At 61.4% G+C, this 23,376-nt stretch carries 32 protein-coding genes; 31 read left to right on the forward strand and 1 reads right to left on the reverse strand.

The annotated features are described in order from the left end of the window. Positions 1-262: 262 nt before the first annotated feature. The 22 genes from P6U31_RS03395 to P6U31_RS03500 all read left to right on the forward strand — a co-directional run bounded on the left by P6U31_RS03395 (position 263) and on the right by P6U31_RS03500 (position 18,157). Complete coding sequence (locus P6U31_RS03395; protein ID WP_407186861.1) at positions 263-1,177, forward strand: hydrogenase; 915 nt, start codon at positions 263-265, stop codon at positions 1,175-1,177. Positions 1,178-1,243: 66 nt separating this feature from the next. Further along, entirely contained in the window at positions 1,244-2,842 is a 1,599-nt protein-coding gene (locus P6U31_RS03400) for a nickel-dependent hydrogenase large subunit (protein ID WP_407186862.1), read from the forward strand. A 105-nt stretch (positions 2,843-2,947) separates the two neighbouring features. Continuing rightward, positions 2,948-3,259: a hypothetical protein gene (locus P6U31_RS03405; RefSeq protein WP_025038316.1), complete on the forward strand. Its 312-nt coding sequence runs from the start codon at positions 2,948-2,950 to the stop codon at positions 3,257-3,259. Between the two features lie 20 nt (positions 3,260-3,279). After that, complete coding sequence (locus P6U31_RS03410) at positions 3,280-3,600, forward strand: hypothetical protein (RefSeq protein WP_407186863.1); 321 nt, start codon at positions 3,280-3,282, stop codon at positions 3,598-3,600. 103 nt (positions 3,601-3,703) lie between these two features. After that, positions 3,704-4,186 carry a hydrogenase maturation protease gene (locus tag P6U31_RS03415; RefSeq protein ID WP_407186864.1) on the forward strand — a complete coding sequence of 161 codons (483 nt, stop codon included), beginning with the start codon at positions 3,704-3,706 and terminating at the stop codon, positions 4,184-4,186. Beyond that, positions 4,186-4,500: a hypothetical protein gene (locus P6U31_RS03420; RefSeq protein WP_407186865.1), complete on the forward strand. Its 315-nt coding sequence runs from the start codon at positions 4,186-4,188 to the stop codon at positions 4,498-4,500. The genes P6U31_RS03415 and P6U31_RS03420 overlap by 1 nt, the downstream gene beginning before the upstream one ends. A 147-nt stretch (positions 4,501-4,647) precedes the next feature. After that, complete coding sequence (locus tag P6U31_RS03425; RefSeq protein WP_407186866.1) at positions 4,648-5,619, forward strand: hypothetical protein; 972 nt, start codon at positions 4,648-4,650, stop codon at positions 5,617-5,619. 26 nt (positions 5,620-5,645) lie between these two features. Continuing rightward, entirely contained in the window at positions 5,646-5,855 is a 210-nt protein-coding gene (locus tag P6U31_RS03430) for a hypothetical protein (RefSeq protein ID WP_025038311.1), read from the forward strand. 11 nt (positions 5,856-5,866) lie between these two features. Next, positions 5,867-6,091: a hypothetical protein gene (locus P6U31_RS03435; protein WP_025038310.1), complete on the forward strand. Its 225-nt coding sequence runs from the start codon at positions 5,867-5,869 to the stop codon at positions 6,089-6,091. Positions 6,092-6,115: 24 nt separating this feature from the next. Then, positions 6,116-6,985 carry a NifU family protein gene (locus P6U31_RS03440; protein WP_407186867.1) on the forward strand — a complete coding sequence of 290 codons (870 nt, stop codon included), beginning with the start codon at positions 6,116-6,118 and terminating at the stop codon, positions 6,983-6,985. Positions 6,986-6,987: 2 nt separating this feature from the next. Further along, complete coding sequence (locus tag P6U31_RS03445) at positions 6,988-8,187, forward strand: NHL repeat-containing protein (RefSeq protein WP_407186868.1); 1,200 nt, start codon at positions 6,988-6,990, stop codon at positions 8,185-8,187. Continuing rightward, the gene (hypF, locus tag P6U31_RS03450) at positions 8,184-10,640 is read left to right on the forward strand and encodes a carbamoyltransferase HypF (protein WP_407186869.1); all 2,457 of its coding nucleotides are present in this window, start codon (positions 8,184-8,186) and stop codon (positions 10,638-10,640) included. Before P6U31_RS03445 ends, hypF begins: the two co-directional genes overlap by 4 nt. Continuing rightward, positions 10,610-10,900 carry a HypC/HybG/HupF family hydrogenase formation chaperone gene (locus tag P6U31_RS03455; RefSeq protein ID WP_407186870.1) on the forward strand — a complete coding sequence of 97 codons (291 nt, stop codon included), beginning with the start codon at positions 10,610-10,612 and terminating at the stop codon, positions 10,898-10,900. The genes hypF and P6U31_RS03455 overlap by 31 nt, the downstream gene beginning before the upstream one ends. Positions 10,901-10,904: 4 nt before the next feature. Further along, complete coding sequence (locus P6U31_RS03460) at positions 10,905-11,597, forward strand: SIS domain-containing protein (protein ID WP_407186871.1); 693 nt, start codon at positions 10,905-10,907, stop codon at positions 11,595-11,597. Next, positions 11,594-12,724 (forward strand): hydrogenase formation protein HypD, encoded by a 1,131-nt coding sequence (gene hypD / locus P6U31_RS03465; protein ID WP_407186872.1) that lies wholly within the window; start codon positions 11,594-11,596, stop codon positions 12,722-12,724. The genes P6U31_RS03460 and hypD overlap by 4 nt, the downstream gene beginning before the upstream one ends. After that, on the forward strand, positions 12,721-13,788 hold the full coding sequence (gene hypE, locus P6U31_RS03470) for a hydrogenase expression/formation protein HypE (protein ID WP_407190077.1): 1,068 nt from the start codon (positions 12,721-12,723) through the stop codon (positions 13,786-13,788). The genes hypD and hypE overlap by 4 nt, the downstream gene beginning before the upstream one ends. 9 nt (positions 13,789-13,797) lie before the next feature. Beyond that, positions 13,798-14,139 (forward strand): hydrogenase maturation nickel metallochaperone HypA, encoded by a 342-nt coding sequence (locus P6U31_RS03475; RefSeq protein WP_025038302.1) that lies wholly within the window; start codon positions 13,798-13,800, stop codon positions 14,137-14,139. Continuing rightward, entirely contained in the window at positions 14,139-15,104 is a 966-nt protein-coding gene (gene hypB, locus P6U31_RS03480) for a hydrogenase nickel incorporation protein HypB (RefSeq protein WP_407186873.1), read from the forward strand. The genes P6U31_RS03475 and hypB overlap by 1 nt, the downstream gene beginning before the upstream one ends. A 15-nt stretch (positions 15,105-15,119) precedes the next feature. Beyond that, on the forward strand, positions 15,120-15,821 hold the full coding sequence (locus P6U31_RS03485; RefSeq protein WP_407186874.1) for an urease accessory protein: 702 nt from the start codon (positions 15,120-15,122) through the stop codon (positions 15,819-15,821). Positions 15,822-15,842: 21 nt separating this feature from the next. Next, complete coding sequence (locus P6U31_RS03490) at positions 15,843-16,064, forward strand: hypothetical protein (RefSeq protein WP_407186875.1); 222 nt, start codon at positions 15,843-15,845, stop codon at positions 16,062-16,064. Positions 16,065-16,667: 603 nt separating this feature from the next. Further along, entirely contained in the window at positions 16,668-16,994 is a 327-nt protein-coding gene (locus tag P6U31_RS03495) for a DUF736 domain-containing protein (RefSeq protein WP_407186876.1), read from the forward strand. Between the two features lie 434 nt (positions 16,995-17,428). Then, the gene (locus P6U31_RS03500) at positions 17,429-18,157 is read left to right on the forward strand and encodes a class I SAM-dependent methyltransferase (RefSeq protein WP_407186877.1); all 729 of its coding nucleotides are present in this window, start codon (positions 17,429-17,431) and stop codon (positions 18,155-18,157) included. Positions 18,158-18,200: 43 nt separating this feature from the next. Here P6U31_RS03500 and P6U31_RS03505 read toward each other — a convergent pair whose 3' ends face one another. Further along, positions 18,201-18,434, reverse strand: coding sequence for a helix-turn-helix domain-containing protein (locus tag P6U31_RS03505; RefSeq protein WP_407186878.1), 234 nt, complete (start codon positions 18,432-18,434; stop codon positions 18,201-18,203). 229 nt (positions 18,435-18,663) lie between these two features. Here P6U31_RS03505 and P6U31_RS03510 point away from each other — a divergent pair, with 229 nt between their 5' ends. From P6U31_RS03510 to P6U31_RS03550, 9 genes are all read left to right on the forward strand, one after another. After that, complete coding sequence (locus P6U31_RS03510) at positions 18,664-18,927, forward strand: DUF2285 domain-containing protein (protein ID WP_407186879.1); 264 nt, start codon at positions 18,664-18,666, stop codon at positions 18,925-18,927. Between the two features lie 108 nt (positions 18,928-19,035). Next, a complete protein-coding gene (locus P6U31_RS03515; RefSeq protein ID WP_407186880.1) occupies positions 19,036-19,266 on the forward strand; it encodes a transcriptional regulator domain-containing protein in 231 nt (76 codons plus the stop codon). A 61-nt stretch (positions 19,267-19,327) separates the two neighbouring features. Beyond that, positions 19,328-19,846 carry a DUF2285 domain-containing protein gene (locus tag P6U31_RS03520; protein WP_407186881.1) on the forward strand — a complete coding sequence of 173 codons (519 nt, stop codon included), beginning with the start codon at positions 19,328-19,330 and terminating at the stop codon, positions 19,844-19,846. Positions 19,847-20,048: 202 nt separating this feature from the next. Next, positions 20,049-20,300: an AlpA family transcriptional regulator gene (locus P6U31_RS03525; protein WP_247532350.1), complete on the forward strand. Its 252-nt coding sequence runs from the start codon at positions 20,049-20,051 to the stop codon at positions 20,298-20,300. 14 nt (positions 20,301-20,314) lie between these two features. Further along, the gene (locus P6U31_RS03530; protein WP_407186882.1) at positions 20,315-21,430 is read left to right on the forward strand and encodes a replication initiator protein A; all 1,116 of its coding nucleotides are present in this window, start codon (positions 20,315-20,317) and stop codon (positions 21,428-21,430) included. Next, complete coding sequence (gene parA / locus P6U31_RS03535; protein WP_407186883.1) at positions 21,427-22,065, forward strand: ParA family partition ATPase; 639 nt, start codon at positions 21,427-21,429, stop codon at positions 22,063-22,065. The genes P6U31_RS03530 and parA overlap by 4 nt, the downstream gene beginning before the upstream one ends. Beyond that, positions 22,062-22,316 carry a hypothetical protein gene (locus tag P6U31_RS03540; protein ID WP_407186884.1) on the forward strand — a complete coding sequence of 85 codons (255 nt, stop codon included), beginning with the start codon at positions 22,062-22,064 and terminating at the stop codon, positions 22,314-22,316. The genes parA and P6U31_RS03540 overlap by 4 nt, the downstream gene beginning before the upstream one ends. After that, entirely contained in the window at positions 22,313-22,831 is a 519-nt protein-coding gene (locus tag P6U31_RS03545) for a DUF2840 domain-containing protein (protein WP_407186885.1), read from the forward strand. Before P6U31_RS03540 ends, P6U31_RS03545 begins: the two co-directional genes overlap by 4 nt. Further along, positions 22,828-23,373 carry a S26 family signal peptidase gene (locus P6U31_RS03550; RefSeq protein ID WP_407186886.1) on the forward strand — a complete coding sequence of 182 codons (546 nt, stop codon included), beginning with the start codon at positions 22,828-22,830 and terminating at the stop codon, positions 23,371-23,373. The genes P6U31_RS03545 and P6U31_RS03550 overlap by 4 nt, the downstream gene beginning before the upstream one ends. Positions 23,374-23,376 lie beyond the last annotated feature (3 nt).

The following is a 23,376-nucleotide window of genomic DNA, read 5'->3' on the forward strand; positions in this document are numbered from 1 at the left end:
CGCCGACGTCCACCCGTCGATGTTAGATTTGAAAAGCATCTATGCATAGCAAAGCTAGTATGCATGGTCCGCCAACCTGAAAACTGCTCGCTGCAAGTGGTCTTATTCAAAAATCGCTGAATCCCAGCGTATTTCAGCCCAACAGGCCTTCGGCACGGGAATTGCTCCTCCTTCACCAAGATGCCGCGCCAGTGCGTCTTTTTTGGAGGAAATGATGGCTAATCTTCTTTGGCTCCAGGGGGGAGCATGCTCCGGCAATACGATGTCGTTTCTCAACGCCGAGGAGCCAAGCGCCTGTGATCTCGTAACCGATTTCGGCATTAACGTCTTATGGCATCCTTCGCTGGGCCTTGAGCTCGGCGAAAATCTGCAGAAGCTTCTGAAGGCCCTGACGTCGGGGCAAATGCCGCTCGATATTTTCGTCTTCGAGGGCACGGTGGTCAATGCACCGAATGGCACGGGCGAGTGGAATCGTTTCGCAGGCCGGCCCATGAAGGACTGGGTGACCGATCTTGCGAAAGTCGCCGGCTATACGGTCGCGATCGGCGATTGCGCGACGTGGGGCGGCATTCCCGCGACTGCGCCAAATCCGTCCGAGAGCCAGGGATTGCAATTCCTCAAGCGTCAGCACGGCGGATTTCTTGGCGCAAACTACAAATCGAAGGCTGGGCTGCCCGTGATCAACGTGCCGGGATGCCCGGCACATCCGGACTGGATCACGCAAATTGTCGTTGCGGTGGCAACCGGCCGCGGCGCGGACCTCTCGCTCGATGAGTTTCAGCGCCCGAAGACATTCTTCACGAGCTTCACCCAGACCGGCTGTACCCGTAACATGCACTTTGCCTACAAGGTGTCGGCCACGGAATACGGGCAACGCAAGGGGTGCCTGTTCTACGATCTCGGTTGCCGCGGGCCGATGACGCATTCGCCCTGTAACCGCATCCTGTGGAATCGTCAGTCGTCAAAGACCCGAGCCGGCATGCCCTGCATGGGCTGCACCGAGCCGGAGTTTCCCTTCTTTGAGCTGGCGCCGGGAACGGTGTTCAAGACCCAGACCCTGATGGGCGTGCCGAAGGACCTTCCATCGGGCGTCGACAAGTCCGGCTACATCAAGCTGACCGCCGCCGCGAAGGCGGCCTCTCCTGCGTGGGCTGAAGAGGACATCTTCGTCGTCTAACGAGGATGCCTCCAGCTTACTCGCGCACCCATTGCTCTCGCTACCAGTTATTAGGGACTAAACCTCATGCCATCAGCAGTACAAACACTCGACATCTCGCCGGTTGGTCGGGTCGAAGGCGACCTCGACGTCCGTGTCAATATCCAGGACGGCATCGTGGTCGATGCCTGGACACAAGCCGAATTGTTCCGCGGGTTCGAAATCATCTTGCGTGACAAGGATCCTCAGGCCGGTCTCGTGGTGACGCCACGAGCTTGCGGAATCTGCGGCGCCTCGCACCTGACGTGTGCCGCCTGGGCGCTCGACACGGCGTGGCAGACTGAAGTGCCGCGCAATGCGATCCTGGCGCGGAATCTCGGCCAGTTGGTCGAGAGCCTGCAGAGCCTTCCGCGCCATCATTACGGGCTCTTCATGATCGACTACACCCACAAGAACTATTCGGGCTCGAAATATTACGAGGAGGCGGTCAAGCGCTACGCGCCGTTCACCGGGACGAATTACGAAATTGGAGTGACCATCTCTGGCAAGCCGGTCGAGATCTATGCTCTGCTGGGCGGCCAGTGGCCGCACTCGAGCTACATGGTCCCGGGCGGCGTGATGTGTGCGCCGACGCTCACCGACGTGACGCGAGCCTGGTCGATCCTCGAGTACTTCCGTCGCGAATGGATGGAGAAGGTCTGGCTCGGCTGCTCGCTCGAGCGTTACGAGGAGATCAAAAGCTACGACGACTTCATGGCCTGGCTCGACGAGAAGCCGCAGCATGCCAACTCAGACCTTGGCATGTTCTGGCGAATGAGCCTGGACTGCGGCATGGACAAATATGGCCATGGTCACGGGCGCTTCGTGTCATGGGGATATCTGCCGCACGAAGACAAGTACCAGAAGCCAACGATCGATGGCCGCAATGCCGCCCTGATCATGAAGAGCGGCGTCTATGACGGTCATACCGATGCCTTCAAGCTGATGGACCAGAAGTTCACGCGGGAAGACACTGCGCACGCATGGTACGACGAGCCCGGCGGCCTGCATCCATTCGACCGCAAGACCGTGCCGACCCAGAAAAATGCCGTCGATATGGGGGGCAAATATTCCTGGTCAACCGCGGTCCGGCATGACGAAAACGGACGCCTCGAGGCAGGACCGCTATCGCGGCAGCTGATCGCCGGGGGCAAACATGGCGAGTCCTGGCAACATTACGATCCGCTGGTGCTCGACATGTACAAGAAGCTCGGCGGCGCCAGCGTGATGTTGAGGCATTTTGCCCGCATGCATGAAGGCGTGAAGCTCTACCGGCAGGCCGAACACGCGCTTCGTGAATTCCGCCTGAACGATCCCTGGTATATCAAGCCGAGCGAGCGGGATGGACGAGGATGGGGCGCGACCGAGGCGATCCGCGGGGCTCTCTGCCACTGGATCGAGGTCAAGGACGGCAAGATCAAGAATTACCAGATCATTGCTCCGACGACCTGGAACGTTGGGCCACGGGCAGCTGACGGCACGCGAGGACCGATGGAGCAGGCCCTGATCGGATCGCCCATCAAGGATCCGACCGATCCTGTCGAGGTCGGCCATGTCTGCCGCTCCTACGATTCTTGCCTCGTCTGTACCGTTCACGCCCATGATGCAAAGACGGGAGAGGAGCTCGCGCGCTTCAGAACGGCTTGATCCCAATCGCGTAAGTCACCGGATTGCATCAATGGACTTCGTTCGGTCACTATCATGGACCGAACGAAGCAGATTGAATCACTACGTCGAATGACGGGGCACGCAATGGCGTCCGAAAACGGGGCTATCCTGAAAACTATCGCGGATATGCTCGCAGGTGGGCTCGAGACTCAAGTCGAGCCGTTCCCTGAGACGGATAAGGAGTTTGCGGCAATTTTGCTGCAACTGCGTCAGCTCGACCCGAAGGATCTCGAGGCCAAACTGGTGATCTCCGGCTTCCTCGATCACCCCTATGGGCCCGACAGGCAACGTTGCCTGGAGTGCATGTATTACCTCGTCCATCGGAAATGGTGTGACTTGCCCGAACTCTCGGTGCCGGTCGACCCGGACTGGTGGTGCCGATTGTGGCGCATCTGAGCGAACGCGAGGCGCGCGTGATGACGACCGCCGACAACGACGAAGAGTTACGGAGCGAAATCGCCGGCGTGCTGGCTTCCGGGTTCGCGACGAACGTCTTTCCCCGGGCGGATAGCCATGAACAGGTTCAGCAGCTTGTGTCGGACCTGCGGGGAGCCGGGAACGATCTGAAGTCAAAGCTCAGGATCGCGGGATTTACGCTCCGACCGGTCGAGCATGGAGGCATCAGCCAACTTTGCGAGACTTGCATGTATTACAAAGTGCATCGGCGGTTCTGCGAATTGCCAGAACTGAACGTGCCGGTCGAGCCGGACTGGTCCTGCAGCCTTTGGCGGATTTGAGGGCCCTGACCGCATCGCGCGCGCCCGGAAAAGCTGTCATGCTAATACGCCGGGGATCATTCTTTGGCGGCGTAGGGCCAGCATCTGTTCAAAAGGCCGGATTATGATTGCGGTCGTCGCGTGTGGAAATCCCAATCGCTCGGACGATGGGGCGGGGCTTGCCGTTCTGAAATTGCTCAAGACACGATCCTTCGTTCAAGAGCCCGGCGTTCGCCTGCTGGACGCGGGGACGGATGGAATGGCGACCATGTTTGCGGCTCGCGGCTGTCGAACGCTGATCATCGTCGATGCGTGCCGGTCCGGGTCATCGCCCGGCGCAATCTTCCAAGTGCCCGGCAGCGAGTTGACGGAGCGTTATGAGCCCGGGCTCAATCTTCACGACTTCCGCTGGGATCATGCACTATTTGCCGGAAAGGCGATCTTTCGCGAGGCATTTCCCGACGACGTCGTTGTTTTCCTGATCGAAGCCCAACAGCTCGACCTTGGCCTGTCGCTCTCTAAGCCCGTGTCCTGGGCAGTCTCGAAAGTTGCCGACCGGATCGAGGACCTCGTTCAGATGCGCCTGTCGTATATGTTGAGGCGCTGATGTCTGACTGCACGATCCTCATCAAGGATGGCTCGCTCTATCTTTCCAGCGACGTCTGCGCCCGTTTCTTCGACGGTCTTCATGCCATCGTTCTGCTGCGGCGCGACGAGGATCTCTGCATCCTTCCGGTCCGCCACGCGGCCGCCGGAGGATACTTGCTCAAGGTTCGCAACATCGCGGGTGATCGTGTCGTGCACGCGCCGGACTTCTTTCGAGATAACAACTGTCCTGCGCGCGAGAGCGAATTCTCTGCAGCATGGTCGAGCGCGGAGGGAGCGCTGATCGTCGCGGGCGCGCTTCGGTTTGCAAACTAAGTTTACAATTCGCTTATTGAGTAGACAGATTGCAAATTTGGTCGCATGATTGACCCGGATCAATGACGCGCGTGACTTCAACCAGCGCGCTGGACCCGGGAGAAGACGGTGGGGGCAGCTCTCGCAAGCGATCAATTCCGTGCAGCCTTGCAGGCGGCTGAAGCTGAAACGGCTACGCCAACCGAGCGGGCCGAGATGCTCATGGAGATCGCAATGGGGCTGCAGGCGCGCCCCCAGTCTGCGGATGAAATCAATTCGGCCATCGAGCTCTACGACAAAGCCTTGACGATCTGTCCGCCGCAGGAGGCACGCCTGCTGCGCGGCCGCATTCTCGCCCGCAAGGCGACTGCGTTGCAGGCAATCCCGGAGCAGGGAACGAAATCACTCGAGAGCGCGCGCTTCATTTTCGAGGACGTCATTCCCTTACTCGGCGAAATAGGCATGCCCGAGGAGGTCGCGGAAGCCGAGATGAATCTCGGCCTTTGCCTGCAGAGCCTTGCAGGCGCCGGCCGGGCGAAGATCACGGATGCGATCGCCGCCTATCAGCGTGCGCTTCGCACTTTCGCGCGCGGCACTCACCCGAAGGAGTACGCGATCCTTCAGAATAATCTGGCGACCGCCTTTCTCTCGATGCCGATGACGGACGAGCGCGGGAAGATGCGGGAGGCGCTGGCCGTGCAGGCGTTCGAAGAAGCGCTCAAAGTGGTCACGCTGGTCGACGATCCCGTCGAGTACGCCATGCTGCAGAACAACCTCGGCAACGCGTTGCAATACGTCTCGTCCAGTCACGTGATCGAGAACAATCTTCGGGCGATCGAGGCTTATGACGAAGCACTCAAGGTCCGTACGCGCGAGACCATGCCGATCGAATACGCGAACACGATCTCCAACAAGGCGAACTGCCTTTGGAATCTGCCTGGTGATGCGGAGGACTCGCAAGTCGGCAATGGCATGAACCTCTCGATGGCGCTGATGTATTACCGGGAAGCGCGCGAGATATTTACTGTCCATGGAGACCTGGGACGAGCCCAGATCGTCGGCGAGGCGTTGATGCAAGTCGAGCGCGAGCTGATGGAGCTGTCAGCTGTCCTCGATCGCCCTTCCACCCTGCTTTCGTAACCATTCAACCGAAGGATCCTTTGCAAATGAGCGTGTCTCTATCTCCGGCGATCTTCGCCTTAAGTCTCTGCCTCGGCGTAATCGCCTCCGTCGCCGGAGGAATGGTCGGTGGCGTGATCGTCGGTGGCAAAGTGCTTGGCAAAGAGCTGGCAGCGCTGCTCGGCGGCTTCTACGGCCCGCTGGCCGGAGTCGCCGGCGTATTCGCCGGGCTCCTTGTTCTTTCCATGATCGGCTGAGGAAGCGAACCATGTGGGCAATGACACAGAACTCCATTTCCCTGTTCTTTCGGGGAAAGCTGTTTGCTGAACCGGGCAAGGCCTATGGGCAAATCGCGATCGGGGTGGTGGTGACGGCGGTGCTGCTCGTCCTTCTTGCCGTCGCCGGTGCACCGGTGTGGGCTGCCGCGGCTCTGGCTGCTGCAGTCGGCGGAGGCTTGCAGCCCTATCTGTTCCGAAACCTTCGCTACCGCTAACGAGGCGCTCGCTCGCGAGATTCCATGAACGCGCATGAATTGACACCAACGCTGAGGGACGATCTCGCCGGCTTCATCGGCGATATCGAACGGCTTGAGTCAATCGTTGCGACCTGGGAGGAGGAGCCGCGGTCCGTGGTTGCCGCCCACAAGCTGGCAATTGAGGCGCTCAACGCGGAAGCGTTCCGGCGTCTGATACGGGCCCTGAAGGCCGATCCTGCCGCACTTGCGGCCATGAAGAGCGCTGCGTCAGACGAGTTGGTCTATGCGGTGCTCCGCCGCTACAATCTGCTCAAGGCGAGCCTCAACGAGCGTGTCGAACAGGCGCTCGACGGCGTCCGTCCGATGCTGAAGTCGCACGGAGGTGACGTGGAGCTCGTCGGCGTACGCCCGCCCAAAGTAGAGGTTCGCTTCAAGGGGGCATGCGACGGCTGTCCCGCCTCGACACTGACGTTCCATGCAGGCGTGAAGAAGGCCCTCCAGGACGTCTGCCCAGAGATCACCGAAGTCGTTCAGATCAAGGGGTTGAGCGCAGACGCCGAGAGCGCGGTCCGGTTCATCAGCCCGTTTGCGCTGAACGCCGAAGGAAACTGGATACCGGCAGGCATGTTGTCGGAGTTTCCGGACCGCATCGTCCGTTCGATGTCATTGGAAAACCGCAAGGTCATCCTCTATCGCGACGGTGCGTCAATCACCTGTTTTGAAAACGCCTGCGCGCATCTGGGATTTCCGATCCATGACGGTGAGGTGGAGAGCGGGATCATCATCTGTCCTCATCACGGATTCCGATACGACCTTGCGAGCGGGGAGTGCTTGACGGCGCCGGAGGTTCAGTTGCAGCCGCACGCGGTCAGGATCGTCGGAGCAAAGGTCGAGGTGAGGATAACGGCATAGCCATGATCACCTCAGCCGCTACGATCCGCTTGCATAGGCCGCGCGCGAAGATGCGCGACAATCATGTGCCACGTCGTTTTCTGTCGGCGAACGGGGCTCGCGTGATCCTCGGTGGAGAAGCGACGGCGGAAGGGCTTGCGCAATCGATCGTTCCGTCTGCGCATACGCTGTTTGGCCCGCGCGGGGTGTGCCTCGACGACAACGGGCGTCTGTTCGTCTGCGACAGCGGCCATCATCGGCTCCTCATCTGGAGCCACTGTCCGTCCGACGATCAGGCGCCGGCCGACCTTTTGATCGGTCAAGCCGACTTCTCGCGCGAAGGGCGGAACGCGAAACGCGAGATCGGCCCGGACACCCTCAATTTCCCGACGGGCGTCGCCGCAGCCGACGGTATCCTGGCTGTAGCCGATGCATGGAATCACCGCGTCCTGATCTGGAACGGCTATCCGTCGCACTCAAACCAGCCCGCCAACGTGGTTCTCGGCCAGGCCGACTTCACCTCCGGTCTCGCCAATCGCGGAAGCGCCGTGCCGGGGCGCGATACGCTGAACTGGTGTTACGGGATCGCCATCTGCGATGGAAGGCTGATCGTCTGCGACACCGGAAATCGCCGCGTTCTGATTTGGAACGATATTCCAAAGGCCAGTGGAGCGCCGGCCGACCTGGTCCTCGGCCAGAGCGACTTCGTGACCCGTGACGACAATGCCGGCAGCGATGTTTGCGCAATCGGCATGCGATGGCCGCACGGCATTGCCTGCCACGATAGGATGCTCGCGATCTCGGATGCCGGCAACAATCGCGTCATGATGTGGCGAAATTTCCCTGAGCTTAGTGGGACGCCATGTGATTTCGTGCTGGGTCAAGACGATTTCGCTCGCGCTGACCACAATCGGAGCATGTACGATCCCTCATCGAGTGCGATGAGCATGCCGTATGGTCTTGTCGTTTGGGACGACCAACTTGTGGTCTGCGATACCGCCAATTCCCGGCTGCTTGGTTTTGATCTTCAGGAACTGGCGATGGATGCTCCGGCCACCGGGCTGGCAGCTCAGCATAGCTTTGCCGACAAGGGTGACAATCGCTGGCGGGCAGCCTGCCGCGACAGCCTTTGCTGGCCGTATGCTGCCTCGGCTTGCGGCAAAACGCTTGCGATCGCCGACACCGGCAACAATCGAATCTTGCTCTGGGAAAAAGCGCCATGAGCAGGCTCAACCCCGTCGTGGCGCAGACATTCGTCGAGAGCTTCGAAATCCGATTTCGGGGGCGCGTCCAGGGCGTCGGTTTCCGGCCTGCGGTCTGGCGCCATGCCCGCGAGCTGGGTCTGGGCGGCGAGGTGCTCAATGACGGTGAGGGTGTGCTGGTTCGTGCGCGCGGGGAACGGACCATCATTAACATGCTCGTCGACCGTATCGTCGGGAACCCGCCCCCCCTGAGCAGGATCGATGGAATCGAAATACAATTATGCGCGAGCGTGTTGCGTGACGACTTTGCGATCGTCGACAGCCTGCACGGCGGCGCGCATACCGAGATCGCCCCGGACGCAGCACTCTGCGCCGATTGCGCGCGCGAAACGACAGATCCCTTCGCGCGCAGGTTCCGTTATCCCTTCACCAATTGCACCAATTGCGGGCCGCGCCTGAGTATCGTTGAGGGCATCCCCTATGATCGCGTGAAGACGGCGATGGCAGCGTTTGCCATGTGCGCCGATTGTACCCGTGAGTATCGCGACCCCTCTGACCGGCGGTTTCACGCCGAGCCGGTTGCCTGTCATGCCTGCGGGCCAAGGGCGAAGCTGGTTCGGCTGGATGGGCGATCTTTCACGTTCGAGCAATTCTCCATGCTCGACGATGTGGATGCAGCGTGCAGCCTGATCCAGAAGGGCGAAATTGTCGCCATCAAGGGGCTCGGCGGATACCAGATCGCGTGCGATGCCACACGAGCGGACACGGTCAGGCTGTTACGTAAGCTGAAGCAGCGAGACGGCAAGCCGTTTGCCCTGATGGCCAGGGACATCGAGATGATCCGCCGGTTTTGCACTCTCGACGAACGCGAGACCGCCGAATTGACCAGCCCGGCAACGCCGATTCTTCTCTTGCGCGCGAATGGGTCGGAGCGCCTTCCGGACGACATCGCGCCAGGACTGGGAACGCTTGGGTTCATGCTGCCAGCGACGCCACTGCACGTGCTGCTGCTACGGCGGATGGATCGGCCGGTCGTGATGACCAGCGGCAATCTATCCAGCGAGCCGCAGGTGATCCGGGACGCAGAGATGAAGGAGCGCCTCGCCGGAATTGCGACCTTCGCGCTCACCCACGATCGGCGCATCGCCAATCGGGTCGACGATTCCGTGGTTCGAGTCGTGGCCGGCCGGCCGCGGTCGCTGCGGCGCGCCAGAGGATATGCACCGGCGCCACTGGCCTTACCCAAGGGTTTCGAGGCCGCCCCCGATCTGCTCGCAATGGGCGGAGAACTGAAGGCGACCTTCTGTCTCCTCAAGGATGGCACAGCGATCCTGTCGCAGCACCAGGGCGATCTGGAGGATGTCGCCACTTTCGACGATTACCAGAAGAACCTTGCGCTCTATGCCTCGCTCTTCGAACATAAGCCTTCGGCGCTGATTGCCGACATGCATCCAGAATATCTGTCCTCGAAGCTTGCCCGCGGGCGCATGTCAGGCGCCGGGCTGCCTCTGATCGAGGTGCAGCACCATCACGCCCATGTGGCGGCCTGTCTCGCGGAGAACGGATATCCGCTTCATGCCCCCCCGGTCCTCGGGATCGTTCTTGATGGCTTGGGGTGGAGCGCAGATGGGACATTCTGGGGCGGAGAGTTCCTGCTCGCCGACTACGCCAGCTACCAGCGAGGGGGCACCTTCAAGCCGATTCCGATGTTGGGTGGCGCGCAGGCCGTGCGCGAGCCGTGGCGCAATCTCTATGCGCATCTCATGGCGGAGATGAGCTGGCCCGAGCTGACGATGAATTTCGGGGAGCTTGACCTCTATTCGTATCTGGAAGCAAAGCCGCGTGCGATGCTGGATGCAATGGTGCGCAACCGGGTTGCCGCACCGCTGGCATCGTCCTGCGGGCGCCTGTTCGACGCTATGGCCGCCGCTCTCGGCATCTGCCGGGATGTGCAGTCCTATGAGGGAGAAGCGGCGGCGCGGCTGGAAGCCATGGTCGATGAGAACCTCCTGATCAACGAGGACGAGGCGCTGGCCTATCCGCTCACGGTGCCAAACCTCGCCGGGACAGGACTGCCCTATATCGAGCCGCTTGCGATGTGGCATGCGGTGCTCGGCGATTTGATCCTGAAGACACCAGCTCCGGTGATGGCCACACGGTTCCATAAGGGACTGGCCAAAGCCGTTGCTGCGATGGCACGCAAGCTTGCGGCGCCTTCCGAGGAGGGCAAACGACGTTTCTCCACGATCGCGCTCACGGGCGGTTGCTTCCAGAACCGCATTCTGTTCGAGGAGGTCGCGCGCCGGCTGGAGCGAGAGCAGTTCACCGTGCTCTCGCATGCGCGCGTTCCCTCCAATGATGGTGGCCTCGCTCTCGGCCAGGCCGTCATTGGAGCGGCGCATCTGATGAAAACAAACGAAAACTCGAGGGAAGGAAATCCAGCATGTGTCTCGGTATTCCCGGGCGGATCGTAAGGATCGACGACGAGACGCGCAAGCTTGCAACCGTCGACATCAGCGGCGTCAAGCGACAGGTCAACATCGCCTGTATCGTGAGCGAAGATCATCCTGTCGCGGCTTGTCTTGGCGACTGGGTACTCGTGCACGTCGGTTTCGCGATGAGCCGTATCGACGAGGAAGAAGCCGCGCAAACGCTGAAAATTCTCACCGAGCTTGGCGAAGCCCAGGCCGAGATCGAAGCCATAAAGCGTTCGGCAGCCCAAGCAGGAGGGTAGCGTCATGTCAGGTAACAGCGATCTCAAGGGCCTCTATCCGTTTCTGCACGGCCAACAGCAGGAACCGGCACGGCTCGATGCCGCTCTGATGCTCTCGGTCGAGGAGAAAGCCCGCGATTCGCGCGAGACCAACGCACGCTTCTTTGCCGAGAACGCGGCGGTGCTGGTCTCGGCGGCGAAGGCGATTGCGGATGTCTACCGCAGTGGAGGGCGGCTGTTTTCCATGGGCAATGGCGGGTCGAGCTGCGATGCCTCGCACGTCGCCGTCGAGTTCGTCCATCCGATCACGGCGGGAAGGCCCGCGCTGGCCGCCATGAACCTCGTCGCCGATCTCGCCATGATCTCGGCCGTCGGAAACGACCTTGGGTTCGAGCACGTCTTCGTCCGCCAGATCGTCGCGCAGGGGCGGAAAGGTGATGCGCTCATCGGAATTTCCACCAGCGGCAATTCCTCAAACCTGATGGCCGCCTTTGCCAAGGCCAGAGAGATGGGCATCGTGACGATCGGGCTTGCGGGCGGCGATGGCGGGAAGATGAAAAGTGCGGGCATGTTGGACCATTGCCTGGTCGTCCCGACAACTTCGATCCACCGCACGCAGGAATGCCATGTGACCGCCTACCATATCCTCTGGGATCTTGTTCACACGCTGCTGGCCGACGACCGGGGCTCGGCGCGAACCAAGGGAGCGGCCGCATGAAATACGTCGACGAATTCCGCGACGGCGAAAAGGCGCGCGTGCTGATCGGCGAGATCGAGGCGCTGGTTTCCCGCATGAGGCTTCCGGAAGGGCGGCCGCTGTACCTGATGGAGGTTTGCGGCGGGCATACCCACTCGATCTTCCGTTACGGCCTAGAAGGCATGCTGCCCAAGCAGATCGAACTGGTGCACGGCCCCGGCTGTCCGGTCTGCGTCCTCCCGATGGGACGGGTCGACGACTGCGTCGCGATTGCGGAGAATCCAGAGGTGATCTTCACCACCTTTGGCGATGCGATGCGGGTTCCCGGCTCACGGAAGAGCCTCCTACAGGCGAAGGCGGACGGGGCGGACGTTCGCATGGTCTATTCGCCGATGGACGCGCTTGAACTCGCGCGGCGCAATCCCGATCGGGAGGTCGTATTCTTCGGCCTCGGTTTTGAGACCACCATGCCGTCGACGGCGTTGACGATCCTGCAGGCTGAGAGCGAGGGCATTTCGAACTTCTCGGTTTTCTGCAATCACATCACGATCGTTCCGACCATCAAGGCGATCCTTGATAGTCCCGGCCTGCAACTCGACGGTTTTCTGGGGCCGGGCCATGTGTCGATGGTGATCGGCACCGCGCCATACGAGTTCATCGCCAACTATTATCGAAAGCCGATGGTGGTCGCCGGATTTGAGCCGCTCGACATCCTTCAATCCATCTGGATGCTCTTGAAGCAGATCGGGGAAGGACGGACCGAGGTCGAGAACCAGTATGCCCGCGTCGTGCCGGATGAGGGCAACAACGCAGCTCTCCGTGCGGTGGCCGAGGTCTACGAATTGCGTGAGTTCTTCGAATGGCGCGGTCTCGGATCGATCGATCACTCCGGTGTCCGGCTGCGTGAGACTTACGCGCATTTCGATGCCGAGCGCAAATTTGCCATTCCGAACGTCAGGATCGCCGATCCCAAGTCGTGCCAGTGTGGAGAGGTGCTGAAAGGCGCGCTCAAGCCGTGGCAGTGCAAGGTGTTCGGCACCTCCTGCACGCCCGAAACGCCTCTCGGCGCGCTGATGGTGTCCTCCGAAGGCGCCTGCGCGGCTTACTACCAGTATGGCGGTCAGAAGCGGCAAGCGGAGGTCGTATGAATATCGTCCCCTTCGTCAAGGCTCGCACGCTCGGCAAGGTCAATGTCAGTTCCGTGACGCTCGCTCATGGCGGCGGCGGCAAGGCCATGAAGGACCTGATCGACGATGTGTTTCTGGCGGCATTCGGCGAGCAAGCGTGCGAGCCGCTCGAGGACCAGGCGCGATTCGAGCTCGCCGCCTTCAAGGCGCACGGCGACAGGCTCGCCTTCACGACCGATTCCTTCGTCGTCGATCCCCTGTTCTTTCCCGGCGGAGACATCGGAAAGCTTGCGGTCTGCGGGACCGTGAACGATCTCGCCGTGGGTGGCGCCATGCCGATGTATCTCTCCTGCGCTGTGATCATCGAGGAGGGCGTGTCGATCGACCTGTTGCGTCAGGTTGCGCATTCCATGGCGCGGACAGCCGCGCAGGCCGGGGTTCGAATTGTCACCGGCGATACGAAGGTCGTACCCCGGGGTGCCTGCGACAAGATATTCATCACGACGACGGGAATTGGGACCATTCCCGCTTCGCTTGCTCTCGGCGTGGACAAGGCTCGTGCGGGTGACGCGGTGCTCGTGAACGGGCTCCTCGGCGACCACGGCGCCGCCATCCTCTGTGCCCGCGGCGACATGGCGCTAGATACGCCGATCGAAAGCGATTGCGCGTGCTTGCATGAGCTGATCGGCTCCATCCTCGCCGCAGCACCGAGTACGCGCTTCATTCGCGACGCGACGCGTGGCGGGATCGCAACGGTACTGAACGAGATTGCGGATGGCTCAGGTGTGTCCATCGAGATCGAGGAACGCATGACGCCAATCCGCGAGGAAGTGAAGGCCTTCTGTGAGGTTCTCGGGCTCGATCCGCTGTATCTCGCCAATGAAGGCAAGATTGTCGTTGTCGTTCCGGACGATGAAGCGGAAGCGGCGCTGGCGGCAATGCGGAGACATCCGCTTGGCGAAAGCTCCGCTCGTATCGGTCGAGTCTTCTCGGAGCAGGAACGTCGCGTCACGATGCGCACGATATTCGGCGGCCATCGAATGGTCGACATGCTGGTCGGCGAGCAGCTGCCGCGGATCTGCTGAAGAGGGCCCATGCACGAGCTCGGCATTACCCGCAATATCGTGGCGATCGTCAGCGACGCGGCCAAGGGTCGCAAGGTTCGCCGCATTACCGTCGATATTGGAGACCTCTCCGGTGTGATGGGAGAGGCGGTCGCGTTCTGTTTCGAGACCGTAGCCAAAGGGACGCCGCTTGACGGCGCCGCGCTCGAGATCAGGCGGGTCGGCGGACGGGCGCTTTGTGCGGCATGCCGATCGGAATTCGAGCAGGCAAGTCTGTTCGCACCGTGTCCTTGCGGGTCGCGGCAGTTTACCCGCCTGCAAGGTGAGGAATTGAGCATCAAAAGCATGGAAATCGAAGAGGAGGCTGCTTGATGTGCGGACATTGTGGTTGCGGCGCCAAGGCGGGAGCCACGGTTCTCAATCTCCAGACAGGAGACAAGGCGACCCTTGACCGATCCGGCCCGGACGAACACGCGTATGATCACTTTCATGTTCATGCCGACGGCGTTGCTCACACCCATTCGCACGAACACCATCACGGGCATTCGCATTCTCACGACGACGGCCACGAACATCACGATCACCATCATCATCATGATCATGGTGCCGATGATCATATTCACGACCACCTCCATGCGCACCATCAGCACGCACACAGCGCGATCACAGTGGTTGACCTGGAGGCCCGGATTCTCGCGAAGAATGATGCCTTGGCAGCCAAGAACAGGGCATGGTTTGCTGGCCGCGAGATCTTGGCCCTGAATCTGGTGAGTTCTCCGGGCGCAGGAAAAACGGCGCTGCTGGAGCGAACGATACGTGACTTGCACCATGAGGCCGATCTTTTTGTGATCGAGGGAGATCAAGCGACCGCGAATGACGGGGAACGCATTCGGCGCGCCGGCGCTCCTGCGGTGCAGGTGAATACGGGAACGGGTTGTCACCTCGAGGCCGACATGATCGCCCGCGGTATTTCGGAACTCCGTCCTCCGTCCGGGTCGATTGTGATGATCGAGAACGTCGGCAATCTTGTTTGTCCGGCAATGTTCGATCTCGGCGAACATGCGCGAATCGTCATCCTCTCCGTGACCGAGGGCGAAGACAAGCCGATCAAATATCCGCACATGTTCCAGTCGGCGAACCTCATGATCTTGAACAAGATTGATCTGCTGCCGCATGTGGATTTCGACGTCGATCGCGCGGTCGGCTACGCCAGGGAGGTCAATCCGAATATCGAGGTCATTCAGCTTTCGGCAAGGAGCGGTACAGGATTCGAGGGGTGGTACGATTGGATTCGACGGGAAGGTCAACGGGTAAGAGACGCAGTCTTCGCCTCGTAACGTACGGGAGTTGCCATGTTCGGGGTATTGGGGCTGGGATTGTTGCTGGGCATGCAGCACGCGCTCGAAGCTGATCACATCGCTGCGGTGTCGAGCATTGCAGCACGCCGCACGAACGTCGTTGAGATCGTCAAGCACGGCGCGACCTGGGGGCTGGGTCACACGATTACTCTGTTCCTATTCTCAGGGGCGGCTTTGGTCCTTGGATATGCAATTCCGGCAAGTCTAACACGGCCGCTCGAGACGGCCGTCGGTGTCATGTTGATCTTGTTGGGAGGCAACGTGCTGTGGCGGCTGTGGCGTGAACGGATCCACTTCCATCGTCATCAACATGGTAGTGGCGTTGATCACTTCCATCTGCATAGCCATATCGGGGAGACCGTGATGCATGGCATGAGCCCTCATGACCACAAACATCGTATCCGCTGGCGGACGCTGGCTGTCGGGCTCATGCACGGAATGGCGGGCTCCGCGGCATTGCTGGTTCTTACCGTTTCCCAGGCGCCCAATAGTCGCGACGCGTTGCTCTACATGCTTCTGTTCGGGATCGGCTCGATGATTGGTATGGCCGCCCTTTCATCGGTCATCGCAGTTCCTTTAGTGATCTCGGCACGAATGCTCTCGTGGGTCAATCGTGTTCTACAACTCGCGGTTGGAGGGGTGGCGGTGGGTATCGGTATTATCACCATATGCTCGACTGCCGTCGTGCCTGGTTAGTCCGTTTCCCGACTCGGCCGGGTGGGCGAAGATGTCTTCCCGGCCAAGCTCGCTTGGGCGCTCATCTTTCTCTACAGCGCGCTCTCTGCCGTCGCCAGTGACAGCGTTACGCGTGGAATCGCGCTGATGGCGATGGCTGCACCGATCTGGCAGACGATATTTGCTGTCGTGGGTGCCATCGCCGTCAGCATCACGATATTCATCCGCATCACTGGAATGACCGCACCCGGACCTGCCGGGTAATGGTAGCGGACTGTAGCTTCACATCGACGGGCGGGACTGGATCAGATCTCCAAATGCACGCGGTCCTTATCGCCGAGTCGGATGAGGCCGATCTGGCTGACGAAGCTTGAGCGATCGTCGCAAGGGCCAGCGTCGTCATGTCATCATGGAGGCATGGACGAAGCGGTGTCGTCTCAAGGATATGGCCGACAACAAGCGTGAACGGGCCGTCCCGCCGAGGCGCGATCACGAACGCCAAATCCGTCCGTTGCTGTCAGGAGAGGGCGCCCGCCACCATTGAATTCACTTGCCGGACTCTCGGTGCTGTCGAAGTCGCCAGGTTCTCCCTGATGCCGGCTCTGTCAGGCCGAGGCGCACCGAACGGCCTCTTTGATGGATTGATCTGGCCGAAGGCCGGCTGAAGCCTCGATCGCCTAAGGCGCAACAGCGGCGTCACAACTTTCTTCCCCTGCCGGCTGCGCCGTCATTCCTCGCGCGAGACAAGAAAGTTGCTCCTTTGCTGTCGAGCCCCTGCGGGGTGCGCCGTCGATCGCCTCCGGCCTGTCGATCACCATCGAGGCCGCAAGGTGCGGGCTCGGAAAACAGAGATCAAGGAGAACGACAATGGCGACGATCGGCACCTTCAAGAAGACCGGCAACAACGAATTCAATGGCGAAATCGTGACCCTCTCGCTCCAGGCCAGGAACGTGCGGATCGTCCCCGAAACCAGCCGCTCCGGCGACAACGCTCCGAGTCACCGGGTTTTTGTCGGCCGAGTTGAGATTGGGGCCGGGTGGTCCAAGCGCTCCAACGAGGGCCGCGATTACCTCGGTCTTAAGCTCGACGATCCAAGCTTCACCGCTCCGATCTTCGCCAACCTGTTCGACGATGAGAACGGCGAGGGCTTCAGCCTGATCTGGTCTCGCCCCAGCCGTCGCAACAGCGACTGAGCAGATCCACGATGCCTCGCCCGGCTGGTCCGGGCGGGGCATCGCCATGATGAAGGACTGGCCGGGCAGACCTGGCGCCCACGCATCTTGCGTTGTTCCGCATAGGCTGGCGTTGCCTCATCTATTTGGAGCGAAGGAAGCCGATCGCGCGCAAGTTGGCATTTGCGAGTGTGCCGATGTCGCGCGAGAGCTGCTGTTGGCGCTGACTATGTCGCATGACTTGACCAGAGCAACTGATTAGGGGATGTTCAAGCCATGATCGACAAGGACACCCATATTGTTTCCCGATTTGCCGGCATTCCCATAGGCGGGATGCCGGGATGTCGATCGCGCTAACTGATCAAGCGTATCGCCAAGCTCGGCCTCGCCCCTCGCGGACGAGGTTTTCGGGTTTGTGATTGTGCCTCGTCCCATCTCAGCAGATGGAGAACACCATGGCACAGAATATCTATGACAATCCCGATTTCTTCGCCGGTTACAGCCAGCTTCCGAGACAAATTCGCGGTCTGGACGGTGCGCCTGAATGGCCTTCCATACGCGCGATGTTGCCAACGGTTTCCGGCAAGCGCGTCCTCGATCTGGGATGCGGCTTCGGTTGGGTATCGCGCTGGATGCGCAAGCAAGGCGCAGACTCGGTGCTCGGCCTTGACCTCTCCGAAAACATGATCAGCCGGGCAAAGGCGGATACCAACGATCCAGAAATCGAATATCGGGTCGTAGACTTGGAGATGATGGAATTGCCGGCGACAGCCTTTGACCTCGCTTACAGTGCTCTCACTTTCCACTATATCAGGGATTTCAGCCGTCTCGTGCGCCTGATCCACCAGGCGCTCGTGCCTGGCGGGCATATCGTATTCACCATCGAGCATCCGATCTTCATGGCGGCGGTCCATCCGCATTGGATCGCCGACGAGGACGGGCGCAAGACTTGGCCAGTCAATTGCTATTCGATCGAAGGTGAGCGCCAGACCGACTGGTTTGCGAAAGGCGTAATCAAGTATCACCGGACCATCGCTACAACGCTCAACACATTGATCCGTGCTGGCTTCCGGATCCTGGCCGTCGAAGAGTTCGCCCCGTCCCCCAAGCAGATCACACAAACGCCTGGACTCGAGGAAGAGTTGGAGCGCCCGATGATGCTTCTCGTTTCCGCGCAACGGTAGCATCCAAAGTCAGTTGTCAGCTCAATCGCGCAAGCGCATCTTGTCATCGCGTACGATGAGGATGAACTGTCGTGCGCTTGATCAGGTCAACGGCTTCGACGCCTAGCGCCTGCGCGATCCGGCCGAGCACCGTCACGCTGGCCGACACATCGGCACGTTCGATTGCGCCGACGTAACGGACGCTTAGTCCGGCGCTATCGGCCAATTCCTCCTGCGTCATCTTCTTCACATGGCGTATCCGACGCAGATTGATCGCCATGACCTCCTTGAGATCCATGGCGACAAGGGAACTCACATCGGCACGATCGTTCCAGGAACGATCGTTCCGATTCGTACGAGGCCGTGTTATTCATAAGCCCTGACAAGTTGTCGTTTGCTCCTTGCGGGGACGCCGTGATGCGGCCTATGCATCACAGTCTGGGTCGCGCGACATTTCGCGAGGTTGCAAAGTTCCTGCCGTCAAATGAATGTCCGGCATTGCTTTGATGCTGGGGGAGACGATTGCAATGAACGAACTGCCATTTCAGGATCGCCCGCCACAAACCGATCGCGTGAACGCCTACGACGAGAAACATCTTGCAATCTACGTTCGGTTGCTAATGGCCGAAGAAGAGGGCGCCGATTGGCGTGAGGTCGTTGAAGTGCTCTTCGGTCTCGATCCCGCGCGAGAACCCGATCGTGCCAAAATCGTCCATGACAGCCATCTGGCCCGCGCACGATGGATGACGGACGCCGGATATCAGCATTTGTTGGAACCCAGGATGCAGTGAGCTGCTCCTGTCACGCGAGTTGCGATCACGCGTGATGCAACTTCGAGGTCTAGCTTGCCGAGCCCTCTTTTCTAATCGTGCCGTGGCCTTCGCTGGGGAGCGCGGAACGTGAAGAAGCAAGAGGACACCATGCCCACACAGTATTGGCGCTCGCCGGAGATGATTGAACGCCTGAATCGTCTCGAACGCCCGGGTTTCGCCCTCGAATTCCTTCGCCGCAATGCTGATTACCGCCGCGACTTCGCCCGCACTGAGCGCCAGATCGCGCGCGAGGGCGCTGATCCCGAAACCATCCGAATGAGTTTCGCACGTCGATGGAGGTTGCGGTGTCGCCCATGACCCTGTCTCTCCGGTTGGGCCAGAGCCAGCCATTTGGCTCCCGGAGGCATCACCGGGGACCTTGATCCTGGAGCCCGCGCCGCCTGGCTTTGATATTCCCCGTTCGATTGATCGCAGCGCTTTCGGGCAACCGCTCCTTGAGCAGCCTGATGCTGATGGTCGTGAACTGGTGATCGCCGACGGCTCGGGTGAGCTGCATGTCCGTTTGCGCGACGAACAGGCCGCGCGGCGCCCTGCCGTGCTTCTGCCGCTCGACAGCATGGGCGAACTGCGTGCCGACGTGGCGCTTTACTTCGCGCGCCGCCTTGCTGGCCAGCGCACCGGTCTTCTGCCGGCGGCTTTGCGGCTGACGTCGTTCCAGAAACGGCGATTGATCCAGCTCCTTCACGCATTCGACGTTCACGACCTCGGCGGCGGCCCCCGAGACGTAGCGGCAAAGGTGCTCGCCTCCGACCATGCCCACCGCCGCTCGGTCGAGTGGAAGGATTCGCATGCCCGCCGCAAAGCAAATCGGCTCATTCATGATTCGATAGCCCTGGTCGAGCGCGGCTATCTGAAACTCCTGCGCGGCTCTGACTAGCAGTTCGATCTCTCCAATCCGTTCGCCCTGATGAGCTAACCCACGCCTCGTTAGCAACGCTTGGCTTCGCCCGGTTGCTACTATGGGGGGACACAATCCCACGCGAATTTTCGTCCACCCCTAACGCCGAAACTCTCCGCCACTCTGGCCCCGACAAGCCGCGACTTGGCTGCGGCGCTTCAAGGCAAGACGGAGATCTCCCATGCTCGATCGGACCGCGCAGCTCACTACGCGCTACGTGCGCACCCCCGAGGCCGCGCGCCTCCTTGGCCTCTCGCCGCGCACACTGGAGAAGTACCGCTGCCACGGCAACGGCCCAACGTTCCGCAAGCTCGGCGGTCGCGTCGTCTACGCCATTGGCGACCTCGAGGCATGGGCCGATCAGGCCGCCTGCACGTCAACGTCGGATCCTCGCTACGTCGAGGCCCGCGCCGCCGGCAATGCGCATCGCTAAGGCAACGCTCGCCCATGTCGTCGCGCCGCCTCATTGTACCCAGCGAGCGAAGCAAGCTCGACCCGTTCATCGTCGCCACGGGCGACGCCAGCCCACGCGATCAGCGCGATCTGATGGAGCGGCCATTCTTCTCGCTCGCCAAGGCCAAGCGCACGAGGCCGATCCTTTACGCGGCTGGCGACGTCCGCGTCGAAGTCTATGCAGTTCCCGAGCACGGCATGGCGACGATCTGGGACGCCGACGTGCTGATCTGGGCGGCGAGCCAGATTGTCGAGGCTGAGAACCTCGGCTTGAGGACCTCGCGCTTCCTGCGGTTCACCCCTTACCAGCTTCTTGTTGCAGTCGGCAGGCAGACCGGCGCGCGGGACTACAAGCTGCTCAAGGGGGCGCTGGCCCGCCTGCAGGCGACCGTCATCCGCACCAGCATTAGGCACGGCGAGCATTGGCGGCGCCACCAGTTCTCCTGGATCAACGAATGGGAAGAATGCGCAAGGGCCGACGGTCGCGTCGAAGGCATGGAGTTTGTCCTCCCCGACTGGTTCTATCGCGGCGTCATCGATCGCTCACTCGTTCTCACCATCGATCCGGCGTACTTCCGGCTGACCGGCGGCATTGAGCGCTGGCTGTACCGCGTCGCACGCAAGCATGCCGGCCGCCAACCGAGAGGTTGGCTGTTCGAGGTTGCACATCTCCACGAGAAATCCGGCAGCCTCGCCAAGCTCGCTGACTTCGCCTTTGATCTTCGCCGGATCGCTGCCCGTCAGCCGCTGCCGGGCTACCGCCTGCTCATCGAGCGCAGGGATCGGCATGAGCTGCTGCACATCCTGCCGCGCAAGTCATCCACAGCACCTGTGGATGGCGCTGTGGATCAGCTCGGGACTTCGGGCGTTCGCGCTATCGGGACTTCGGGCGTGCCGGTATCGGGATTTCGGGAGTGCAAATCACAGCTAACGCTTTGGCACGACGCGACGATCTCGGGCCGTAACTTAGAGTCTAACTTAGAATCTAACTGTTGTAGTGGGCCCGTGCGTCTCGCGGATAACTCCGACGGGCATGCTGAGCCGCCAACCAAGCGCCCAAGCGAACAATCTCTACCGCCTCCCGAGCCCAAGACGGGAGGCAAGCGATGATCGTTGCGCTGCTCAACCAGAAGGGCGGTGTCGGCAAAACGACGCTCGCCCTGCACCTCGCCGGCGAATGGGCGCTGCGCGGAAAGCGCGTAACACTGATCGATGCCGACCCGCAGGGCTCGGCACTCGACTGGTCGCAGCAACGGGCGCGGGAGAACGTTCCACGGCTGTTCGGCGTCGTTGGTCTTGCCCGCGACACGCTCCATCGTGAGGCGCCGGAGATCGCGCGCGCCGCCGATCACGTCGTCATTGACGGGCCGCCGCGGGTCGCTGGACTGATGCGCTCGGCGTTGCTGGCGGCCGACCTAGTCCTGATCCCCGTCCAACCCTCGCCCTTCGATGGCTGGGCATCGGCCGAGATGCTGGATCTGCTGCGCGAAGCCCGCATCTATCGTCCACAGCTCGCCGCTCGCTTTGTGCTCAATCGCTGCGGCGCACGCACGATCATCGCCCGTGAGACAGCTGAAACACTCGCCGATCATGATCCGCCGGTGCTCGCGAGCACCATCGGTCAGCGCGTCGCCTTCGCGGACGCAGCGCAGTCCGGCCGGCTCGTCTTCGAGCTCGCCGATGAGAGCCCCGCCGCCCGTGAGATCACGGCGCTCGCCGCTGAGGTCGCGAGGTTCGCGCCATGAGCGAGCGTTCCACCAAACGCGGCTTCGTCTCGCGACCTGGCGACGCCGAAAGCTGGATCAAGGCCAGCGACGCGCCGCCGCACCGTGTGGATGACGGGGCCGCATTCACCGCGCGCCTGACCATTGACGTCACCCCAGCGCTGCGGGGCCGCATCAAGGTCGCCGCGTTCCAGCGCGGTGTCACCGTCGCCGACATGCTCCGCGAGATGCTGGCGCGCGAGTTCCCCACCGACACCGGAGAGCCGTCATGAACGACAACGAGGCCTTGCCGCCGCGTGCCGTGCCGTCCTCGCATCGACGCGACGTTGCGCTCACCCATGTCGAACTAACCTGGATTGAGAAGCGGATCGAGCACTGGCTGCGCTTTGGCCGTCGCGCTGAAGAGAAGATCCTCGACCGCCGCCGCAGCGTTTCAAGCTTCGCGCCGGGCAGCATCTTTGGCTTCGTCCGCTGGGCGTCCAACGACTACGGCACAGTGGTCTCGCGCATGGACATCGTGCGCGCGGTGGAGGCCGGCCAGCGCTATCAGACGTTGCCCTTCGTGCGGCCCGGCGGCGAGATACTGCTGCGCGTCGATAGCTGGCCGAAGGTCGAGCGCGTGTTGCAGGCGATCGACGCCATCGAGGCGCTCGCCATCGATCCAGCCGACGCCGCCCCAGAATACTGGCGGCATCTGCACAACCGCCTCGCCGCCGGCCACGTACCACGCGCCTACACGCGCGAGCAGCACGTTGCCTGGCTCAAGCGCCGGAGCGTCACGCCATGACTCGCTTCGGTTACGTCGTTCTGACGTACATCGTGATGCTCGCCGCCTGTGGCGTGGTGTTCGTTCATCCCGCGCCGCGGCTGATCTGGAACGCCACCGCGAGCACGCCGACAGGATTTTACACGCTGCATCCCGTTGGAGAGCTGCGCGATTTGGAACTGGTCGTGGTGCGGCTCCCGGAGCCGTTCGCGAGCTTCCTCGCCGATGGCGGCTTCCTGCCAAAGAGTGTGCCGCTTCTAAAGCATGTGATGGCGCTGGCCGGGCAGACCGTGTGCCGGTCCGGCGACACCATCACCGTCGATGATGTCGAAGTCGGCGCCGCTCACGATCGCGACCATCTTGGCCGTCCGCTGCCGCGCTGGAGCGGATGCACCACGCTCCAGCCGGGCGAGGTTTTCCTCATGAACCCGACCGTCCCGGACAGCCTGGACGGCCGCTATTTCGGCTCACTGCCCATCAGCTCGATCGTCGCGCGCGCGATCCCGCTTTGGACGGACGAAGTCGGTGACGGTCGTTTCGTCTGGCGTGCCGCCACCCATTGACCC

Origin of the sequence: Bradyrhizobium centrosematis (assembly GCF_045571495.1) — a bacterium.
Classification (GTDB): Bacteria; Pseudomonadota; Alphaproteobacteria; order Rhizobiales; family Xanthobacteraceae; genus Bradyrhizobium; species Bradyrhizobium centrosematis.

Coding starts and splice junctions, on each gene's coding strand:
- P6U31_RS03445 (WP_407186868.1), top strand. CDS start 6,988: ATGATCACCTCAGCCGCTACGATCCGCTTGCATAGGCCGCGCGCGAAG.
- P6U31_RS03415 (WP_407186864.1), top strand. CDS start 3,704: ATGATTGCGGTCGTCGCGTGTGGAAATCCCAATCGCTCGGACGATGGG.
- hypD (WP_407186872.1), top strand. CDS start 11,594: ATGAAATACGTCGACGAATTCCGCGACGGCGAAAAGGCGCGCGTGCTG.
- P6U31_RS03545 (WP_407186885.1), top strand. CDS start 22,313: ATGAACGACAACGAGGCCTTGCCGCCGCGTGCCGTGCCGTCCTCGCAT.
- hypE (WP_407190077.1), top strand. CDS start 12,721: ATGAATATCGTCCCCTTCGTCAAGGCTCGCACGCTCGGCAAGGTCAAT.
- P6U31_RS03395 (WP_407186861.1), top strand. CDS start 263: ATGTCGTTTCTCAACGCCGAGGAGCCAAGCGCCTGTGATCTCGTAACC.
- P6U31_RS03440 (WP_407186867.1), top strand. CDS start 6,116: ATGAACGCGCATGAATTGACACCAACGCTGAGGGACGATCTCGCCGGC.
- hypB (WP_407186873.1), top strand. CDS start 14,139: ATGTGCGGACATTGTGGTTGCGGCGCCAAGGCGGGAGCCACGGTTCTC.
- P6U31_RS03500 (WP_407186877.1), top strand. CDS start 17,429: ATGGCACAGAATATCTATGACAATCCCGATTTCTTCGCCGGTTACAGC.
- P6U31_RS03525 (WP_247532350.1), top strand. CDS start 20,049: ATGCTCGATCGGACCGCGCAGCTCACTACGCGCTACGTGCGCACCCCC.
- parA (WP_407186883.1), top strand. CDS start 21,427: ATGATCGTTGCGCTGCTCAACCAGAAGGGCGGTGTCGGCAAAACGACG.
- P6U31_RS03430 (WP_025038311.1), top strand. CDS start 5,646: ATGAGCGTGTCTCTATCTCCGGCGATCTTCGCCTTAAGTCTCTGCCTC.
- P6U31_RS03530 (WP_407186882.1), top strand. CDS start 20,315: ATGTCGTCGCGCCGCCTCATTGTACCCAGCGAGCGAAGCAAGCTCGAC.
- P6U31_RS03540 (WP_407186884.1), top strand. CDS start 22,062: ATGAGCGAGCGTTCCACCAAACGCGGCTTCGTCTCGCGACCTGGCGAC.
- P6U31_RS03460 (WP_407186871.1), top strand. CDS start 10,905: ATGTCAGGTAACAGCGATCTCAAGGGCCTCTATCCGTTTCTGCACGGC.
- P6U31_RS03435 (WP_025038310.1), top strand. CDS start 5,867: ATGTGGGCAATGACACAGAACTCCATTTCCCTGTTCTTTCGGGGAAAG.
- hypF (WP_407186869.1), top strand. CDS start 8,184: ATGAGCAGGCTCAACCCCGTCGTGGCGCAGACATTCGTCGAGAGCTTC.
- P6U31_RS03495 (WP_407186876.1), top strand. CDS start 16,668: ATGGCGACGATCGGCACCTTCAAGAAGACCGGCAACAACGAATTCAAT.
- P6U31_RS03475 (WP_025038302.1), top strand. CDS start 13,798: ATGCACGAGCTCGGCATTACCCGCAATATCGTGGCGATCGTCAGCGAC.
- P6U31_RS03410 (WP_407186863.1), top strand. CDS start 3,280: ATGACGACCGCCGACAACGACGAAGAGTTACGGAGCGAAATCGCCGGC.
- P6U31_RS03405 (WP_025038316.1), top strand. CDS start 2,948: ATGGCGTCCGAAAACGGGGCTATCCTGAAAACTATCGCGGATATGCTC.
- P6U31_RS03400 (WP_407186862.1), top strand. CDS start 1,244: ATGCCATCAGCAGTACAAACACTCGACATCTCGCCGGTTGGTCGGGTC.
- P6U31_RS03550 (WP_407186886.1), top strand. CDS start 22,828: ATGACTCGCTTCGGTTACGTCGTTCTGACGTACATCGTGATGCTCGCC.
- P6U31_RS03510 (WP_407186879.1), top strand. CDS start 18,664: ATGAACGAACTGCCATTTCAGGATCGCCCGCCACAAACCGATCGCGTG.
- P6U31_RS03455 (WP_407186870.1), top strand. CDS start 10,610: ATGTGTCTCGGTATTCCCGGGCGGATCGTAAGGATCGACGACGAGACG.
- P6U31_RS03505 (WP_407186878.1), bottom strand. CDS start 18,434: ATGGATCTCAAGGAGGTCATGGCGATCAATCTGCGTCGGATACGCCAT.
- P6U31_RS03485 (WP_407186874.1), top strand. CDS start 15,120: ATGTTCGGGGTATTGGGGCTGGGATTGTTGCTGGGCATGCAGCACGCG.
- P6U31_RS03420 (WP_407186865.1), top strand. CDS start 4,186: ATGTCTGACTGCACGATCCTCATCAAGGATGGCTCGCTCTATCTTTCC.